We start from the raw sequence: 17,705 nt of genomic DNA, 5'->3' as shown, positions 1-17,705 counted from the left end.
GCACAGGGGAGCAGGCGGCTTAGCCCGGCGGCCCGCCTGGCGTAGCGTGGACGCGTGACGCGCACAGGGCCGACTGACTGGAGGTACCCGCGATGACGGCGCGGCTGGCCGGCGGGAGGTACCCGCGATGACGGCGCGGGTGGCGGGGATCCTGCTGGCGGCGGGGGAGGGATCTCGGCTCGGCAGGCCCAAGGCGCTCGTGCAGCTTGGCGGGCAGACGCTCGCCGAGCGCGGCGTCGCCTTGCTGCGCGACGGCGGCGCCGATCCCGTGCTGGTCGTGACCGGCGCCGTACCGGTATCGATCCCGGCGGCAGAGGCGGTCCACAACCCGGACTGGCGGACCGGCATGGGGTCCTCGCTCGCCGCCGGGCTGCGCGCGCTCGGGGCGCTCGGGGCTGGCGCCGCGGCAGGCGACGACATCGGCGCCGCGGTGGTGGCGCTCGCGGATCAGCCGCTGGTAGGAGCCGAGGCGGTGCGCAGGCTGATCGTCGCGTACCGGGACGGCGCCGGCGTCGCGGTGGCCGCCTACGACGGGAAGCCGCGCAATCCCGTGCTCATCGCGCGGGAGCACTGGGCGTCCGTCCTCGAGCTGGCAACCGGCGACGCAGGCGCCAGGCCGTTCCTGCGCGCCCACCCCGAGCTTGTGACGCTCATCGAATGCGGCGACACGGGCAGCCCGTACGACGTCGACACCCCCGAGGACCTGGCGCGGGTGGCTGGAGTCACGGCGCTTCGTTCTGAGGAAAATTCCTTATCCCCCACCGGCAGGTGACCGTGTCCCCCGGCTGCAGCACGACGAGGTCGTCGCCGCTCACAAACGCGTTGGGCGGGCATGTCATCGGTTCCACGGCCAGCGCGGTCCGGCGGCGCTCCGGTTCCAGCGGGTCGCCGGTGAACACCTGCAGCCAGCGGAACGTGGCATCGGCCCACAGCGCCGTCCGCCAGCCGCCGCCTGCGAGCCGGACCCAGGCACGGCCGTCCGCTTCGCGGCGCAGGCCGGTGAACGCGTGGTCAAGGCGGGTGTCACCGAGCTTGCGCGCGGTGCGGAAGTCGAACCCGGTCCCCGCCACGTCCCGCGTCGCGTCCGAGGGGATGCCGCGCTCGTCGACGGGCAGCCAGCGGTCAGCCGGCAGCGCCAGCTCGCAGTCGTCGACGGTGGGGGTCGCGACTGCCAGGTAGGGGTGCTGGCCGAGGCCCCAGGGAGCCGGGCGGCTGCCCTTGTTGGCCGCGCTCACGGTGACGTGCAGGCCATGCTGCGCGTGCAGCCGGTACGTCACGTGGACCTGCACGGCGAACGGGTAGCCTTGCTCGCCGTGCGGCACGCTGCCCAACGTCACCTCGCGGCCGTAGTGCGCTATGCGGGTCCACGGGATCCAGCGGGTCAGGCCGTGGATCGCGTTTCCGCGGGACGGCTCGGAAAGCGCGAGCTGATGGTGCGTGCCGCCGAATGCGTAGCGGCCGCCCTCCAGGCGGTTCGGCCACGGGGTGAGCAGTTGCCCGGCGCTGTGCGGCGGGAGTTCGTCGGCGTCGAACGTCGTCACGAGAGGCGTCCCGCCATGCTCGAGTACCCGCAGCCCCGCGCCAAGCTCGGTCACGGTGGCGTGGTACTCGCCGGCCTCGATCTCGTACTGGGTGCCGGTGACCGGGATTGTCATGCGGTCAGGATACGGACAGGGCCTGCGCGGCGCGGCACCCTGCCACAAGTCCCCAGGCGAGATCCGCGGTGGCGAGGGCGGCGGCGGTCCTGGCCGTGAGCAGCCTGTGTGCCGCGGGCTCCACCGGGTCCTCCCCGGCCACGCCGCGCAGCACCGCGGCGACTTCGGCTGGCGCCTGGCCCCGCGACGCGCAGTACAGCAGCGACGCGGCCAGCGGAGTCGTCCGCTCCGACGCGTAGCCTGTGACGGCGGCGCTCAGCCATTCGGCCAGCCAGACGGCGCGGGTGCCGCCAGGGATCGCGCCGCCGAGCAGGCGCAGCGCCAGCAGCAGGCCGCACAGCACGCCGTCGCCGGCGGGGACGATGCCCGCGCCGAGTCCGACCAGGCGTTCGGCCTGCTCGACCGCCCCTGCCAGGTCTGCGGTCGCGCAGCACGACGCGAGGATCCTTGGCCCGTCATGATCGGCCAGGGCCGGACCGGGGACCGCCTGCCTGCAAACTCGCGAAAGGACGGCCGCGCCGCGGTCGAGCCGGCCCCGCGACAGCGGGCCGAACACCGGGGATGGGTCCCACCAGCGGCGCGCCTGCACGGTCAGCCCGCCGACGCAGATGGCGCCGCCGCCGGCGCTGACCGCGGACCGAATGGCTTTTGTCGTTTTTGCGTCTTTTGTAGCGCCTGGGAGTTGTGCGTCCGGGGTTGCTATCGTCCTCGCGGTGCTGGCGGGAATGCTGGCGATCACCGCATTCGGCAGCCGGACCGCGTCGGGGGCGGAAATCGCGATCACCCGTGGCTCGCGCCGCGCGCCGGGAAACTCGGCGATGATCGTCCCCTGGACAACGGCCAGTACCATGCCTGCCTGGTGCGAGCCGTTGAGCAGGTCGCGGACGGCGAGGCTGGCGATGCCCGGCGCCTCGACAGGGGCGATCGCCGGATGTTGGCCTGTGAGCACACCTGCAACCTATCGTGTGGTCGCGCGCCGCGATTCGGCGGTTTTTCTAATTCCATCCTAATTTTTCGTTGTTAGGAAGAATTATCCGCTTATTTCGAGGCACAGGATATGCAGGAGAAAGGCGTTCTGAGTGGAGCGCGAGGTAATGCTTGCCACCCGTGCTGCGCTGCGGGTTTGCGGGCTTGGCGGGGGGCCCGCCTGGCGGGGCTTGAGCGCGCGCCTGTCGCTGCTTTGGAGAGCGGGCCGGCGGGGCTGCTTGGGGAGCGGGGGACCGTCAGCCCCGCCGGCGACTTAGACTGTAGCGGCACTTTAGTGGTCCGCGCGCGGGTTTCTGGCCATTCCCGGCATGCTCGTAAGTTTTTTGCAATGTTGCCTTCTGTGATCACCGCTGGCTAGGGCGTGTCCGGGTGCCGCGGTCATCGGGGCGCAGCGGCGTCCCGGGCACGCGGCCGTGCACCCCGGATCAGCCGCGGCGCGGGGTCAGGCGGCCGTTGCGCAGCGCCTCCGCCGCGAGCACCCCGAACAGGTAGAAGTACGCCGCCTCCTCGTCCTCGAAGAACCGCACCTCATGCCGGGCGTCTTCGGCGCAGCTGAACACCTCGTATCCGCCGTCGGTCTTGAACAGGCACATGGCGCCCGTGACCTCCTCATCAACCGCGTACGCGGACCTGGGGATGTCGGCCATGTCAACCAGGTCAGCGAAGACCGCGGACATGGCAAGCCGAGGCTTGCGCGCGGCTCGGCGGCCCCTGACCGCACCGGTCAGCTTGCTCAGCGCGCTGGGCTGGGCCGTCAGCCCGGATGAAGGCATCGACGGGAGCGCGTCCACCGCGGCAGACTCGGCGAACGGGCTGGCGACTGGCACCCAGGCCGTCGGTGGCGTCGGTGTCAGGGGCGCTGGCGGGGCCAGCGGGATGGAAGCGACCTGTTCCGGGGACAGGGGCTGTTGCACTTGCGGTGCCAGCGTCGGCTGCTGGAGTGACTGTGGCAGCTGCGTCGGCTGAGGCAGGGACATTGGCTGGGGCTGCTGAAACGGCTGGGTGAGTTGTACCGGCTGGGCGGGGAGCGGCGCCGGCTGGGCGGGGAGCTGTGCCGGCTGGGCGAGCTGTGCCTGCTGAGGGGTGAGCTGTGCCGATTCCACGGCCGTGGCAGGTGCGGGCGCAAGGGGTTGCGAAGCCGTCGGCAGCTGCGACGGAGCGGGCTGCGGCGGCTGAGTCGGGAGCGCTGGCTGTGCGGGCGCGAACGCCTGTACGGGCGGCGGCGGTGGCGGGGCATACTGCGGCACGGCGCCGGTGAAGGCGCCGGGCGGAGCTGCCTGCCCCTGCGCGCTCAGCGCGCTGACCGGCTGCGCCGGCGCGGCGGTCGCGCCGTATGGTCCTGGCCCGGCCGGCTGCGCGGCCTCGGGGGGCGGCGGATACCCATTCGGCAGGCCGTTTCCGTACCCGTTAGGCAGCCCGCCGGCGGCACCGCTGGCCGTCACGTCGCCAGCCAGCGCGCTCGCGCCATTCTGCGGCACCGGCACCGCGCGCGCATCGGCCTGGTAGTACCACCCGCCATTGCCGTCCGGCACAGGGGAGCCGTGCCATGCGGCGGCCGCGGGTGGCTGCATCTGCGGCGGGGCCTGCGGTGCGAGCGGCGCTTGTTGCGATTGCGCGTGCGGAACGGCGGGCACCGGCAGCCCGGCTGGCTGTTTGGCGGGCGCGGAAAGCGGTGCCTGCCCGCCCCGCGCGGGCAGCGCCGGAACCTTCGGTGCCGAACCCCGCTGCGCCGGCTGCCCGCCGATCCCAGGCAGCCCGATCCCGGGCTGTGCCATCCCGGGCTGTGCCATCCCGGGCTGTGCCATCCCGGGCTGCCCGCCGGCCACGGGCTTCCCGCCGGCCACGGGCTGCGCCGGGCCCGAACCGGCGCCAGGCATCCGGGCCGAGGCCGCCTCGCCGGAGCTCAGCGCGCGCGACAGCGAGGAAAGCAGCAGCGGGATCGGGAACTCGTGCCGTTCCTCCGCTAGGTCGCTGACCTCCTGCCGGGCGACCACGACCTCGAACACCCCACGGTCGACCTGCCAGTACCCGAGCTGCCCGGCGCGTCGCTCGTCCATGCCCAGGTACACGATGTGCAGCCGGTCGCCGAGGTCGTCGAGCACGAGGCACGGCTCGCCGTGATACGAACCGATCGGGCGGGACTCCCACAAGGCGTCGAGATCCCCCAGCCTGACCTGCTTGCGCCAGATGCCGCCGGGCGCCGGGGAGAAGCCGTGCTCTTCCGGCGGCGGCGGGGCGGCGAACAGCGTGACGTCGCGGTCCGAGGGACCAACGGCGGCTTGATAGGAGGCGCCGAGGTAGGACGCCATCAGCCGGTAACGCATGCCTTACCCCTCCCTCGTCGGTCGCCGCCAGGCCAGCCCGTCATACCGGGCGACCGGCTCCTCGCCGCTTTCTGCCAGCCGGCAAAGCGCCGTCGCCACGGGTATCTGGATCGGTTCAAGGAAGAACTCGACTCGGCCGGCGGGACTGCGCGACGTGACGGGGACGTATCCGTCGATCTCCCTGGCCTGCCAGCACAGGAAGTACAGCTCGGTCATGTCGGGCTTGAAGTCTGACCCCTCGTAGCCCAGGCCGAGCAGGTAGTAGGCGTCCGCCGGGCTGCGGAGTGCCACGTCCCGCACTCGGTGCACGTACCCGGCGATGACGCCACGCTGGCCGCTCATGTACGGGCCGACCATGCGCGGCGGTATGACCTTCCGCATCGGCGTGCCGGGAAGTATCCGCGCAGGCTGCGCCGGCTCGCGTGCAGCGGAACCCACGGTCTGCTCCCTTCCCGCTAGCGCCGATACCCCTGGTCCGCACACCCGGCTGGTCAGGAGGCCTCGACGTCGCAGCAGCTCACGAGGTTCCCACATCCGCAATGTGCGCTCAACTGATTCTGCCGTGGAGATAGCCCATACCTGAGTTAAAGTGCATCTTTCCTAGAAATCATTACTTAACGTAGTTCACTGGTTACCCCTTGGCCCCGTGAGCGACGGTAGTGTCGCAGGCATGCGGATCAGCAGGCCGTCAGGGGATACCGGCCAGGCCGACCCTGGCGTCGCGGCGGCGCTCGACGCCTGCGCGCGCGGCACGGGAAGCGAGCACGACGCGCTGACCGCGATCGCGAGCGCCAGGCTGCTCGTCCCGGTGGTCGCGGTGCTGACCAAGGCGTCGAAAGCCGGCGCCGAGAAGGAAGCAGAGAAGGAAACAGAGATGGCGCTGCCCACGCTGATCGGCAACGACGGGCGGACAGCGGTGATCGCGTTCACCGGGACAGAGACCCTCAGGCTGTGGCGTAAGGATGCCCGCCCGGTGCCGGTGCCCGCGTCCAGCGTCTGCGCGGCCGCGCTCGCCGAGGCGGCGGACGCTGTGGTGATCGACGTGGCCGGCCCGGTGCAGCTGGTGGTGGAAGGCGCGCGGCTGCGGGCCCTCGCCAGGAACCAGCCGCCCCCGCCGCCGCACGAAGACCCGGACGTCCAGGCCGACGTCGCCGCGGTGACCGCCCGGTTCACCCTCGCGCCAGGCGAGCACGGCACCGACCTGATGATCACCCTGCAGGACTGCGACGCCGTCCAGGCCCGCCGGCTGGCCGGGAAGATAGCCGCCCGGCTGGCCCGCCGCCGCCTGCGCCCCGGCTTCAAGGTCCGCGCATTTTTATCCCGAACGATCCCGGCCGTCTCTCCAGCGCCGCCCCATCCTGGTGGCGGTGACCGCCCGCCGCGTGATCTACGCTGCTGGTATCGGCGGGCGGAGACCGGGCGGGCCCCGATCGCCGCAGGCAGGCGCGGCGGCCGTCCTCGCGGACCACGGTCCTTGGCGGAGCAGTAAGGTAAACGACATGTTTCGGTGGCTGACCGCGGGTGAGTCGCACGGGCGGGCGCTCGTGGCGGTGTGCGACGGCGTCCCGGCGGGGGTGCGGGTCACCAGCGACGACGTGGCGGCCGCGCTCGCCAGGCGGCGGGCCGGGTACGGCCGGGGCGCCCGGATGAAGTTCGAGCAGGACGAGGTGGAGCTGACCGGCGGCGTGCGGCACGGTGTCACGCTGGGCGGACCTGTCGCGATCCGGGTGGGCAACACCGAGTGGCCGAAATGGGAGACGGTCATGTCACCGGATCCCGTGCCCGGGCAGGAGCTCGACGGCCAGGCCCGCAACGCCCCGCTGACCAGGCCGCGGCCGGGGCACGCCGACCTCGCGGGCATGCAGAAGTTCGGGCACTCCGACGCCAGGCCGGTCCTCGAACGGGCCAGCGCGCGGGAGACCGCGGCCAGGGTGGCGCTGGGCGAGGTGGCCAGGCGGCTGCTTGAGCAGGCCCTCGGCGTGCGGATCCTCAGCCACGTGGTGGCGCTCGGTTCGGTGTGCGTGCCGCCAGGAAGCGCCGTGCCGGTCCCCGGGGACCTGGCGCGGATCGACGACAGCCCCGTGCGCTGCCTGGACGCCGCGGTCAGCGCGGCCATGGTCGCCGAGGTCGACGCGGCGCGCAAGGACGGCGACACGCTCGGCGGCGTGGTCGAGGTGCTGGCCTACGGCCTGCCCCCCGGGCTCGGCAGCTTCACGCAGTGGGACCGGCGGCTTGACGCCCGGCTCGCCGGGGCGCTGGTGTCTGTGCACGCGATCAAGGGCGTGGAGTTCGGCGACGGGTTCGTGACGTCGGGCCGGCGCGGTTCCTGCGCGCACGACGAGATCGAGATGTCGCCGTCCGGGGTCCGCCGCCGCACCAACCGCGCCGGCGGCGTCGAGGGCGGCATGTCCACCGGCGAGGTGCTGCGCGTCCGCGCCGCCATGAAGCCGATCTCCACGGTGCCGCGCGCGCTTGACACGGTGGACGTGGCGACAGGCGAGCCGGCCAAGGCGATCAACCAGCGCAGCGACGTGACCGCGGTGCCCGCGGCCGGCGTGGTCGCCGAGGCGATGGTGGCGCTGGTGCTCGCGGAGGCGGCGACGGACAAGTTCGGCGCCGACTCCGTCGAGGAGATGCGCCGCAACGCCGAAGGCTACCTCAAGTCGCTGGTGATCTCGTGACCGCGCCGGACCAGGGCGCCAAGCCCGCCGCTGCCCCCGCCCGCGCGTCAGCCGTCGTGCTGATCGGCCCCCCTGGGGCCGGCAAGTCGTCGGTCGGCTCGCTGCTCGCGGCCGAACTCGGGGTGCCGTTCGCCGACACCGACGACCTCGTGGCGGCCGCGGCGGGAAAGCCGGTCGGGGACATCTTCGTCGACGACGGCGAGCCTGTCTTCCGCGAGCTTGAGCGGGCCGCCGTCGCCCACGGCCTTGAGGCCACCGGGCCGCACGGCGGCGTGCTCGCGGTGGGCAGCGGCGCGGTGCTCGACCCGGACGTCCGCCGGATGCTGGGCGGGCGCCGCGTCGTCTACCTGGAGGTCGGGTTCGCGACCGTCGCACGGCGCACCGGCATGGACAAGCCGCGGGTCGTGGTCCCCGGCAACCCGCGCGGCCTGCTCCGCGCGATGCTGGAGGAGCGGCGCCCCGTCTACGCAGAACTCGCCTCGATCACCGTCCCGACCGACGAGCTGGCGCCCGAGGAGGTGGCGGCCGACCTTGCCAGCCGGCTGCGCTCGTGACCCGGCCCCGCAACCCCCGGGGCCTGGGCAGGCACCCGTGGACGTGACGCGGATCCCGGTCGGCGGCGAGCAGCCGTACGACGTGATCGTCGGCACCGGGGTGCTCGGCTCACTGCCTGACCTGGTGGGCAAGCGGGCGCACACCGTGGCGGTCATCCACGCCGCGGGGCTCGGCGCGATCGCCCGGCCGGCCTGCCGCGTGCTCGCCGACGCCGGGTACGCGGTGGCGACGACGCAGATCCCCGACGGGGAGGCCGCCAAGGACGTGACCGTCGCCGCCCGGCTGTGGTCGTGGCTGGCCGACTCGCGGGTGACCCGGTCCGACTCCATCGTGGGCATCGGCGGCGGGGCGGCGACCGACATCGCCGGGTTCGTTGCCGCCACCTGGCTGCGCGGGGTGCCGGTCGTGCTTGTCCCGACGACGCTGCTCGCCATGGTCGACGCCGCCGTCGGCGGCAAGACGGCGATCGACATCCCCGCGGGCAAGAACCTGGTCGGGGCGTTCCACCCGCCGGCCGGCGTGTTCGCGGACCTGGCCACGCTGGTGACGGTGCCGCGGCCCGACTACGTGGCCGGGCTCGCCGAGGTGATCAAGGCCGGGTTCATCGCCGACGGCGAGATCCTCGCCCTGGTGGCGGCCGATCCGGCCGGCGCGGGGGAGCCGTACGGGCCGCACACGCGCGAGCTTGTCGAGCGCGCGATCCGGGTGAAGGCCGCCGTGGTCTCATCGGACCTGCGCGAGGCGGGTCCGCGGGAGATGCTCAACTACGGGCACACCCTCGGCCACGCGATCGAGCGGCTCGAGCGCTACCGCTTCAGGCACGGCGACGCGGTGGCCATCGGCATGGTGTTCGCCGCGGAGGTGGCCCGGCTGGCCGGCCGCCTGTCGCCTGCCGACGTGGCCCTGCACAGGCGGCTGCTCACGTCGGTCGGGCTGCCCGTGTCGTACCCGCACGCCGCCTGGCCGCGGCTGCGCGAGGTGATGAGCCTGGACAAGAAGTCCCGCGGTGACCGGCTGCGCATGGTAGTCCTGGACGGCGTGGGAACCCCGGTCATCCTGGACAGCCCGCCGGAGTCGCTGCTGGCGCAGGCCTACGAGGCGGTGTCGGCATGAGCCGCAGGGTGCTCGTCCTCAACGGGCCGAACCTGGGCAGGCTCGGCAAGCGCGAGCCCGCCGTCTACGGGACCGCGAGCTACGCGGACCTGGTCGCGCTGTGCGAGTCGGCCGGCCAGGAACTCGGCCTGCAGGTGGCGGTCCGGCAGACCGAATACGAGGGCGAGCTGATCGCCTGGGTGCACGAGGCGTGCGACGAGCGGCTGCCGGTCGTGCTGAACGCCGGCGCGCTCACGCATTACTCCTACGCGCTGCTTGACGCGCTGAAGATGCGGACCGCGCCGCTGGTGGAGGTGCACATCTCCAACATCGCGGCCCGCGAGGGCTTCCGCCACGCGTCGGTGATCACCGCGGCAGCGGACGGGATCATCGCCGGCTTCGGCTTCCAGTCCTACGCCCTGGCCCTGCGCGCGGTCGCCGCTCTCCTGGAGACCGCACCCACTTCGGACGCGCCGGCCGAGGCGCCGTGATCGTCCTCGTCGGGTTCATGGGCGCGGGCAAGACGACCGTCGGCCGCCTGCTCGCGGCCAAGCTTGGCCTGCCGTTCACCGACAGCGACCAGGTGATCGAGGACCGCGCGGGGCGGCCGATCCAGCAGATCTTCGCCGACGACGGCGAGCCGGCGTTCCGCGCGCTCGAGCACGAGGTGATCGCCGGTCTGCTGGCCGGCCCCGATACCGTGCTCGCCCTGGGCGGCGGCGCGGCCGAGCACCCGGCGACCCGCGCGCTGCTTGCCTCGGTCCCCGTGGTCTACCTGCGGGTCGGCTACGCCGAGGCGATGAAGCGGGTCGGCGGCGACAGGGGCCGCCCGATGCTGGCCCGCCCCGACGTGGCACAGGTGTACGAACGCCGCCAGGCGGTCTACGCCGGGGTGGCCACGCTCGCCGTCGACACCGACGGCCGCGCGCCCGACGACATCGCCCTGGCCATCCTCCAGCGGTACCCGCACCCGACCAGACCATGACCGGAAGGCTCAGGCGATGCGCGTAGGGATGATGCTCGGCTACGCCGGCGGGTTCAGCCAAGCGGTCGACGAGCTCGCCGACTTCGAGCGCGCCGGCCTGGAGATCGTCTTCGTGCCCGAGGCGTACTCCTTCGACGCGGTGAGCCAGCTCGGCTTCATCGCCGCCCGCACCACGACGCTGCAGATCGCCTCGGGCATCCTGCCGGTCTACTCACGCACGCCCGCGCTCACCGCGATGACCGCGGCCGGGCTCGATTTCGTCTCGGGCGGCCGGTTCACGCTCGGCCTCGGCACGTCCGGCCCGCAGGTGATCGAGGGCTGGCACGGCGTGCCCTATGACGCGCCGGTCGGGCGGACCAGGGAGCTGATCGAGATCTGCCGGCTGGTCTGGCGCCGCGACCGGCTGGACTACCACGGCAGGCACTACACGCTGCCGTACGAGGGCGGCACCGGCCTGGGCAAGCCGCTGAAGCTGATCAACCACCCGGTGCGCGAGCGCATCCCGATCGTGATCGCCGCGCTCGGCCCGAAGAACGTCGCGCTCGCCGCCGAACTCGCCGAGGGCTGGCAGCCCATCTTCTACTTCCCTGAGAAGGCGGCGATCGCCTGGGCAGGCCCGCTTGCCGAGGGCAGCGCCAAGCGCGACGCAAGCCTCGGCCCGCTTGACGTGATCGCGGCAGCGCCGCTTGCCATCGGCGACGACGTGACCGGCCTGCGCGAGTTGTCCAGGCCGTTCTTCGCGCTGTACATCGGCGGCATGGGCGCCCGCGGCCGCAACTTCTACTACGACCTGGCGTGCCGCTTCGGCTACGAGAAGCAGGCGGCCATGATCCAGGACGCCTACCTGGCGGGCCGCAAGGACGAGGCCGCCGCCCTCGTCCCCGCCGAGCTCGTCAGCAGGACCGCGCTGATCGGCCCGGACGGCTACGTCGCCGACCGGCTCGCCGCGTTCCGCGAGGCCGGCGTCACCACGCTCAACGTCACCCCGCTCGGCGCCTCGCACGCCGCCCGGGTCGCCGACATCGAGCGGGTCCGCACCCTGGCCGGCTAGCCGCAAACGAGGGATGTGGGATAGAAAACCCCCACTAGTGGTGGTTTTCTATCCCATATCTTCAAATTCGCGTCCCAGTGCCCGGCTCGCGGCCGGTTCGCCGCTGCCGCGTCAGCGTAAAGTCGGGGCATGCCGGAGATTCACCAGGCGCGCCGGGTCCGCGCCCAGGAGCTGGTCAGGGCACTCGGCGCCGACGCCGTGCTCGTCACCGCCGCCCCGAACGTCCGCTATCTCACCGGCCTGGCCAGCTCCAACGCGGCCCTGCTGCTGCCCGCCGACGCGGCGGACGGCGCGGGCGTGCTGGCCACCGACTCCAGGTACGCGCTGGCCGCGCGGCGCGACGCGCCCGACCTGGAGCTGATCACCGATCGGAGCATCGAGGGCAAGCTCGCCGCCGAGGCGGCCCGCCGCGGCGTCAGGACGCTCGCGTTCGAGGCGCACGAGATGACGGTGGAGCGGCACGCCGCGCTCGCGGCGAGGGCCGAGGGAGTCGCCACGGTCCCGTTCGGGAGAAAAATAGAAGAGCTGCGAATGGTGAAGGATCCGTCCGAGCTCGAGCTGCTCGCCGCCGCCTGCCGGATCAGCTCCCAAGCCATCGCCGATGTCCTGCCCCGCATCGGTCCCGGTTTGTCCGAACGATCCCTGGCGTCTCTTCTCGACTACCGCATGACCCAGCTCGGGGCCGACCGGCCCGCGTTCGAGACCATCGTGGCCAGCGGCCCCAACGGGGCCATACCGCACCACGCGCCCACCGACCGGCCGCTGCGCCGCGGCGACCTGGTCACGATGGACTTCGGCGCCCGCTACGGCGGGTACCACGCGGACATGACCCGCACGGTGGCGGTCGGCGAGCCCGCCGGATGGCAGCGGGATGTCTACGACCTGGTGGCGGAGGCGCAGCGGACCGGAATCGAGGCCGTGGCGATCGGCGCGGAAGTGGGTGCCGTCGACGCCGCCGCCAGGGAGGTGATCGAGGCGGCCGGGCACGCCGAGCACTTCGGCCACGGACTCGGGCACGGCGTGGGCCTGGAGATCCACGAGGCGCCGATGCTGGGGTACGGAGCAGCGGGTAAACTGGCCGATCGGGTTCCTATCACCGTCGAGCCTGGCGTGTACCTGCCGGGAAAGGGCGGCGTCCGGATCGAGGACGTCGTGGTCGTGACGGCAGGCGGGGGAGCCCGCATCCTGACTTCGACCACCAGAGAGCTGCTGGTCCTGTAACGGGACCGTAATGGGAGACCACCCGTGGCAACCACGAACGACCTGAAGAACGGCATGACGCTGAACCTTGACGGACAGCTGTGGAACGTCGTTGAATTCCAGCACGTCAAGCCCGGCAAGGGCGGCGCCTTCGTGCGCACCAAGCTGAAGAACGTGCTGTCCGGCAAGGTCGTCGACAAGACGTTCAACGCCGGCGTCAAGGTGGACGTGGCGAGCGTGGACAAGCGGGAGATGCAGTACCTCTACCGCGAGGGCAACGACTTCGTGTTCATGGACCTGACGGACTACGACCAGCCGCGCATTCCCGCCGAGGTCGTCGGCGACGCCGCGAACTACCTGCTTGAGGAACAGACGGTCACGGTCGCGTTCAACGAGGGCACCCCGCTGTACGTTGACCTGCCCGCCGCCGTCGAGCTGACCATCGCGCAGACCGACCCGGGCCTGCAGGGCGACCGCTCGACCGGCGGCACCAAGCCCGCCACGCTGGAGACCGGCGCGCAGGTCCAGGTGCCGCTGTTCATCTCGACCGGCGAGAAGGTCAAGGTGGACACCCGCACCGGCGCCTACCTCGGCCGGGCGTAGCCTTGGCGGCTCGCAGCAAGGCCCGCAAGCGGGCGCTTGACATCCTCTTCGAGGCCGAACTGCGCGGCCTGCCCGTGCTTGAGCTGCTCGCGGAGCGCCAGTCGGCCGGCGATCGCCCGGTCCCGGAGTACGCGGCCGAACTCGTCCGCGGCGTGGCCGCGCACCGCGACCAGATCGACGGGCTGATCTCGGAGAACGCGGTGGACTGGACGCTGGAGCGGATGCCCGCCGTGGACCGCAACGTCCTTCGCCTTGGCACGTACGAGCTGCTGTGGGCCGACGACGTGCCCGACGGCGTGGCGATCAGCGAGGCGGTCCTGCTGGCCCAGGACCTGTCCACGGACGCGTCCCCCGCGTTCGTGAACGGCCTGCTCGCCAGGATCAAGGACCTCAAGCCCACGCTCACCCCCGAGGCGTAGCCGCGAGCGGCTCGGCCCGCACCCGAACCGGATATCCGCGACATTTCGGACCATGATCGCGAAGACTTTTTTCAGGGCGAAGACTTTTTGCACCTCGAGCTGCAAAATCTCTACGCGTTCTCCACGGGGGCTTGCGCGCTAGGGCTAGGCGCCGGAGAAGCGCAGCCGCAGGCCCTGCCGCCGCAGCACCGCGAGGAACCACACGACGCAGACGGCCGCGCCCACGAGGGTCAGCCCGACGGTGTACGCCGAGGACACCAGCATGAAGAGCTTGAACGGCTCTGTGACCATCATCACGGCCATGCCCATCGTCAGGAGCAGGAACAGCCCGGCCCAGAACCACGTGGCGCCCTGGAAGAAGCGGTGCAGCCCGGGGTGGTGCGTCTCCGGCTGCTTGAGCGCCACGACCTCGGCCGCGAGCTGCGCCACCAGCGGCTTGCGGGTCGGCGCCGTGCGCGCGAACACCACGCACATCGCCAGGTTGGCGAGCGGGAACTGCGCCTGGAACATCCACATGTAGCCGGTGCTGATCGCGACCACCGTCTGGATGGTCAGCACGAGCGCGGAAATCATCAGCAGGGCGGAGACCGAGCCGGTGACGAGCTTGCGGATGGCGATCAGCAGCCAGACCACCGCTGTGCCGGCGAGCAGGCCCGCGTCGGGGCTGACCACGTCGGTGACCACGACGTAGGCGCCGAACGGAAGCCCGACAGATTCGGCCACGTTCCACGCCGCCGTCCATAGCAGTCGCCTGGGGTGTGGCAGCTCTAGGTGTCCCTGGGAGGCAGGCATGCGGACGAGCATACGGGCCGGCGATACGTCTCGGGGCATCATTCGCAGATGGCGTCGTATCGGATTTGGGCGACCATTCGTGCTGGTCGCACCGGCGTGTGAGGTCTCCACGGCTGTTATAACGGGAAACGGGCTTCCCGAGTTCTCCCCCTTCCCGTGAACGCGCAGTAATCGTAAGGATATGTGTGGTAGCGGGATCGTCGCTCCAGGCGAGACGCCGGCCGGCCGCACTACAGTGAGACTGCGCCGTCAACCTTGGGAGAGGTGTGGAATGACCGCAGAGGTTCCCGCAAGGGCCGTGCCCGGCATGCGCGGACCGGACGTCGGGCGCGAGCGCGACGGGGCGCGGCCAACGCTCGTCTGGGACGTGCTCAGGGACGTGGTGGCGGCGCGGGCGGCGCAGTCCGGCCGGGCCGCGCTGGACATTGTCGACGTCGGCGGCGGCACGGGCGGGTTCGCCGTGCCGTTCGCCGCGCTCGGGCACCACGTCACGGTGGTGGACCCGAGCCCGGACGCGCTCGCGGCGGCGCGGCGGCGGGCCGCCGAGATGCGGGTCACGCTGACCGAGGTCCAAGGTGAGGCCGACGGGCTTGACAGCCTGGTCGGCGTGGACGCCGCCGACCTGGTGATCTGCCACAGCGTGCTCGAGTACGTGGACTCGCCGGCCGCGGCGATGGCCGCCATCGCCCGGGTGCTGCGGCCGGGCGCCACGGTGAGCGTGCTCGCCGCCAACGTCGTGTCCGCCGTGCTGCAGCGCGCGCTCGCGGGACGGTACGAACAGGCGCGGCGCCTGCTCGACGGCGAGGGAGGCGACGCCGGCCTGCCCAGGCGGTTCACCCTGGCCGGGCTGACGGCGCTGATCGAGAGCGCCGGGCTGCGGGCCGGCGACGCGCACGGCATCCGGGTCTTCGCCGGCCTGCTGCCCGCGGCCGGCGCCGACCAGGGCACGGCGGCGGAGTTGCGCGCCCTTGAGGAGGCCGCCGCGGCATACCCGCCGCTGCGCGACATCGCCGCCCGGCTGCACGTCCTCGGCCACCGCTGACCGCGGGGACCGGTCGCCGTGCCAGCCCCGGATGCCCCCGACGCCCGCGCCCCGCTCGCCGACGACAGCGGATGCCGCATCCTGCACGTCGACATGGACGCGTTCTACGCGAGCGTCGAGGTCAGGGACCGGCCGGACCTCGCGGGCACGCCCGTGGTGGTCGGCGGCCTCGGTCCCCGCAGCGTGGTGCTGTCGGCCACGTACGAGGCGCGCGCGTTCGGCGTCCGCTCCGCGATGCCGGTCGGCCGGGCCAGGCGGCTGTGCCCGCAGGCGATCTTCATCGCGCCGCGGCACCGGCTGTACGCCGAGGTGTCCAGGGAGGTCATGGCGATCTTCCGCGCGGTCACCCCTGAGGTGGAACCGCTGTCGCTCGACGAGGCTTTCCTCGACGTGGCCGGCGCGCTGCGCCGGCTGGGCAGGCCCGCGCGGATAGCGCAGCTGATCCGGGAGCAGGTCCTGGAGCAGCAGGCGATCACCTGCTCGGTCGGGGTGGCGCCCTGCAAGTTCGTGGCCAAGGTCGCGTCCGCGCGGTGCAAGCCGGACGGCCTGCTCGTTGTCCCCGCCGCGGGCCTGCTCGACTTCCTGCACCCGCTGCCGGCCAGCGTGCTGTGGGGCGTGGGCGACCGCGCCGAGGAGGTGCTTGGCCGGCTGGGCTTGCGGACCGTTGGTGATATCGCTCACGTCCCGCTCGGCACGCTGCAGCGGGAGCTTGGCGCGGTCGGCGAGCACCTGTGGTCACTCGCGTGGGGCCGGGACGATCGCCCGGTCGTCCCGCGCAGGGAAGAGAAGAGCGTGGGCGCCGAGGAGACGTTCGACACCGACGTCGACGACCCCGAGGTAATCCGCAGGGAACTGCTGCGGCTGTCCGGCCGGACGGCGCAGGCGCTGCGCGCCGCGGGCTGCGTCGCGCGGACCATCTCCGTGAAGCTGCGGCTGGCCAGCTTCAAGACCCTGACCAGGTCCAAGACGCTGGCCGAGCCCACGGACGTGGCCAGGGAGATCTACGCCACCGCGTGCGCCCTCTACGAGGGGTCCGGGCTCGACGGCAGGGCGCGGCTGCGGCTGGTCGGAGTGCGGGCGGCGGGCCTGCGGCCCGCCGTCGGCGCCGCGCGGCAGCTGGCTTTCGGCGACCGGCCGGCCGGCTGGCGGGAGGCGGAACGCGCGGTGGACGAGATCGCCCGCAGGTTCGGCAGCGACGCCGTGCGGCCCGCGGCCCTTGTTCCCCCCGACCGTCAGCCACCCCCTTCCGGCCCGTCCGCTTCGGGCCGGAAGCCCTCTTCCACGGTACGCGGGCAGGCTCGTATCCTGGGAAATGAACCAGGTATGTAAGTGAGGTGAAAGTCACCCCATCCCCGGGTTCCATGGGAGGCGTCGTGCCGCTCTCTGAGCATGAGCAGCGCCAGCTCGAGCAGATCGAGCAAGCGCTCTACAGGGAGGATCGCAGGCTGGGCCGTCTTGTGCGCTCCAGTGATCCCCGCGTGCACCACAAACGCCGGCTGGTTCAGGCAGCCTCCGGCTTCGCCGTGGGCGCGGGCATGGTGGCGGCGGGAGTGGTTTTGCCACTTGTCTGGCTTGCCGTTGGCGGGTTCGTCGTCATGCTGGCCTGCGCTGTCTGGGCACTGAACAGCTGGCGGCACATGGCCGGCGCCACGCTCGGCGTGGCCGGGCGCGGGCCGGCGGCCAAGCCCCGCGGACGACGCAAGAAAGGTGGCAAGGCGGGCCGTGGCGCCATGATGGAGCGTCTCGACGAGCGCTGGCGCCGACGGCAGGAGGGGGACCTCTAAGGGGCCGCTAGGACCGTCAGCCGCGCGTGCCCGCTGCCACTGGCGGCTCGCTGCCGCTGGTCGCATTCGCCTCGCCCGCATGCCCTCGGTCCGGCCTTTTCCTGCTGAACCGGACCCCGCCGAGCCGGGTGCCGCTGAGCCCGGCCTTGCCTGGCAGTTCCGGGTTCAGCCTGCCGAGGAAGTCGGCTGCCTGGCTGAGGCGGATCATCGCGGGAGTGAGCACGGAGGATGGCAGCACCCGCGCGAGCCAGCGTGTCCCGCGCGGCACGGCCGCGGCGATCGCGCGGCGGACCGTCGCGCTGTCCTGGCGCAGGCCCGCCCCGCTGTCTGGCCGCGCCGCGTACCTGGCGCGCTCCTCCGCCATGGCGATGTGCCGCAGCGCGGCCATGGCCGGGCCGGTCAGCTCGAGTTCAGGGCCGACCCGCGCCGCGAGCGCCCGCGGCGACTCGCTCGGCGAGAACCCCGCGCGGTAGTCCACGAGGTCATCGCGAAGCTCGCGCCATGCCGCGTGCGCCAGCCCGGCGTCGCCGCCGCG

The 17,705-nt window shown here is 72.5% G+C and carries 20 protein-coding genes; 14 read left to right on the top strand and 6 right to left on the bottom strand.

Features of this window, described 5'->3' with window-relative positions:
* Positions 1–127 precede the first annotated feature (127 nt).
* Positions 128–772 (top strand): nucleotidyltransferase family protein, encoded by a 645-nt coding sequence (locus Q1N79_RS26300; RefSeq protein ID WP_300613536.1) that lies wholly within the window; start codon positions 128–130, stop codon positions 770–772.
* On the opposite strand, the gene Q1N79_RS26295 is transcribed toward Q1N79_RS26300, so the two are convergent.
* The 4 genes from Q1N79_RS26295 to Q1N79_RS26280 all read right to left on the bottom strand — a co-directional run bounded on the left by Q1N79_RS26295 (position 723) and on the right by Q1N79_RS26280 (position 5,404).
* A complete protein-coding gene (locus Q1N79_RS26295; RefSeq protein WP_300613534.1) occupies positions 723–1,655 on the bottom strand; it encodes an aldose 1-epimerase family protein in 933 nt (310 codons plus the stop codon). The two genes, Q1N79_RS26300 and Q1N79_RS26295, sit on opposite strands and share 50 nt — an antisense overlap.
* A 4-nt stretch (positions 1,656–1,659) precedes the next feature.
* Positions 1,660–2,604: a DUF2877 domain-containing protein gene (locus tag Q1N79_RS26290; RefSeq protein WP_300613531.1), complete on the bottom strand. Its 945-nt coding sequence runs from the start codon at positions 2,602–2,604 to the stop codon at positions 1,660–1,662.
* 463 nt (positions 2,605–3,067) lie between these two features.
* Positions 3,068–4,966 (bottom strand): hypothetical protein, encoded by a 1,899-nt coding sequence (locus tag Q1N79_RS26285; RefSeq protein ID WP_300613529.1) that lies wholly within the window; start codon positions 4,964–4,966, stop codon positions 3,068–3,070.
* Positions 4,967–4,969: 3 nt separating this feature from the next.
* Positions 4,970–5,404 carry a hypothetical protein gene (locus Q1N79_RS26280; RefSeq protein ID WP_300613526.1) on the bottom strand — a complete coding sequence of 145 codons (435 nt, stop codon included), beginning with the start codon at positions 5,402–5,404 and terminating at the stop codon, positions 4,970–4,972.
* A 232-nt stretch (positions 5,405–5,636) separates the two neighbouring features.
* Between Q1N79_RS26280 and Q1N79_RS26275 the strand changes: the two genes are divergently transcribed.
* From Q1N79_RS26275 to nusB, 10 genes are all read left to right on the top strand, one after another.
* Positions 5,637–6,455, top strand: coding sequence for an SseB family protein (locus tag Q1N79_RS26275; protein ID WP_300613523.1), 819 nt, complete (start codon positions 5,637–5,639; stop codon positions 6,453–6,455).
* A gap of 10 nt (positions 6,456–6,465) precedes the next feature.
* Entirely contained in the window at positions 6,466–7,647 is a 1,182-nt protein-coding gene (gene aroC / locus Q1N79_RS26270; RefSeq protein ID WP_300613521.1) for a chorismate synthase, read from the top strand.
* Between the two features lie 56 nt (positions 7,648–7,703).
* Positions 7,704–8,201: a shikimate kinase gene (locus Q1N79_RS26265; RefSeq protein WP_300613551.1), complete on the top strand. Its 498-nt coding sequence runs from the start codon at positions 7,704–7,706 to the stop codon at positions 8,199–8,201.
* 37 nt (positions 8,202–8,238) lie between these two features.
* Positions 8,239–9,315 carry a 3-dehydroquinate synthase gene (gene aroB, locus Q1N79_RS26260; protein WP_300613519.1) on the top strand — a complete coding sequence of 359 codons (1,077 nt, stop codon included), beginning with the start codon at positions 8,239–8,241 and terminating at the stop codon, positions 9,313–9,315.
* A complete protein-coding gene (gene aroQ / locus Q1N79_RS26255) occupies positions 9,312–9,785 on the top strand; it encodes a type II 3-dehydroquinate dehydratase (protein WP_300613517.1) in 474 nt (157 codons plus the stop codon). The genes aroB and aroQ overlap by 4 nt, the downstream gene beginning before the upstream one ends.
* Positions 9,782–10,279 (top strand): shikimate kinase, encoded by a 498-nt coding sequence (locus Q1N79_RS26250; RefSeq protein ID WP_300613515.1) that lies wholly within the window; start codon positions 9,782–9,784, stop codon positions 10,277–10,279. The genes aroQ and Q1N79_RS26250 overlap by 4 nt, the downstream gene beginning before the upstream one ends.
* A 16-nt stretch (positions 10,280–10,295) precedes the next feature.
* Positions 10,296–11,330, top strand: coding sequence for an LLM class F420-dependent oxidoreductase (locus Q1N79_RS26245; RefSeq protein ID WP_300613513.1), 1,035 nt, complete (start codon positions 10,296–10,298; stop codon positions 11,328–11,330).
* Between the two features lie 129 nt (positions 11,331–11,459).
* Positions 11,460–12,551 carry a Xaa-Pro peptidase family protein gene (locus Q1N79_RS26240; protein WP_300613511.1) on the top strand — a complete coding sequence of 364 codons (1,092 nt, stop codon included), beginning with the start codon at positions 11,460–11,462 and terminating at the stop codon, positions 12,549–12,551.
* A gap of 24 nt (positions 12,552–12,575) precedes the next feature.
* The gene (gene efp / locus Q1N79_RS26235; protein WP_300613509.1) at positions 12,576–13,133 is read left to right on the top strand and encodes an elongation factor P; all 558 of its coding nucleotides are present in this window, start codon (positions 12,576–12,578) and stop codon (positions 13,131–13,133) included.
* Positions 13,134–13,135: 2 nt separating this feature from the next.
* Positions 13,136–13,552, top strand: a complete 417-nt coding sequence (nusB, locus tag Q1N79_RS26230; RefSeq protein WP_300613507.1) for a transcription antitermination factor NusB — start codon at positions 13,136–13,138, stop codon at positions 13,550–13,552.
* A 144-nt stretch (positions 13,553–13,696) separates the two neighbouring features.
* Here the strand turns inward: nusB and Q1N79_RS26225 are convergent, their stop codons facing one another.
* Entirely contained in the window at positions 13,697–14,344 is a 648-nt protein-coding gene (locus tag Q1N79_RS26225; RefSeq protein WP_300613505.1) for a hypothetical protein, read from the bottom strand.
* Positions 14,345–14,615: 271 nt separating this feature from the next.
* On the opposite strand from Q1N79_RS26225, the gene Q1N79_RS26220 reads away from it, so the two are divergent.
* From Q1N79_RS26220 to Q1N79_RS26210, 3 genes are read left to right on the top strand one after another with little or no spacing between them, the layout of a single operon-like run.
* Positions 14,616–15,386, top strand: coding sequence for a methyltransferase domain-containing protein (locus tag Q1N79_RS26220; protein WP_300613503.1), 771 nt, complete (start codon positions 14,616–14,618; stop codon positions 15,384–15,386).
* An 18-nt stretch (positions 15,387–15,404) separates the two neighbouring features.
* Complete coding sequence (gene dinB, locus Q1N79_RS26215) at positions 15,405–16,715, top strand: DNA polymerase IV (RefSeq protein WP_300613501.1); 1,311 nt, start codon at positions 15,405–15,407, stop codon at positions 16,713–16,715.
* A 44-nt stretch (positions 16,716–16,759) separates the two neighbouring features.
* Complete coding sequence (locus Q1N79_RS26210) at positions 16,760–17,170, top strand: DUF3040 domain-containing protein (protein WP_300613499.1); 411 nt, start codon at positions 16,760–16,762, stop codon at positions 17,168–17,170.
* Positions 17,171–17,186: 16 nt separating this feature from the next.
* On the opposite strand, the gene Q1N79_RS26205 is transcribed toward Q1N79_RS26210, so the two are convergent.
* Positions 17,187–17,705, bottom strand: a 519-nt coding sequence (locus Q1N79_RS26205; protein WP_367185145.1) for a DUF4129 domain-containing protein, incomplete at its 5' end; no start/stop codon positions are given.

Origin of the sequence: Trebonia sp. (assembly GCF_030042015.1) — a bacterium.
Taxonomy (GTDB): domain Bacteria; phylum Actinomycetota; class Actinomycetes; order Streptosporangiales; family Streptosporangiaceae; genus Trebonia.
Note: the sequence above shows the minus strand (reverse complement) of the source record. Positions and strands in the feature narration are given on the sequence as shown.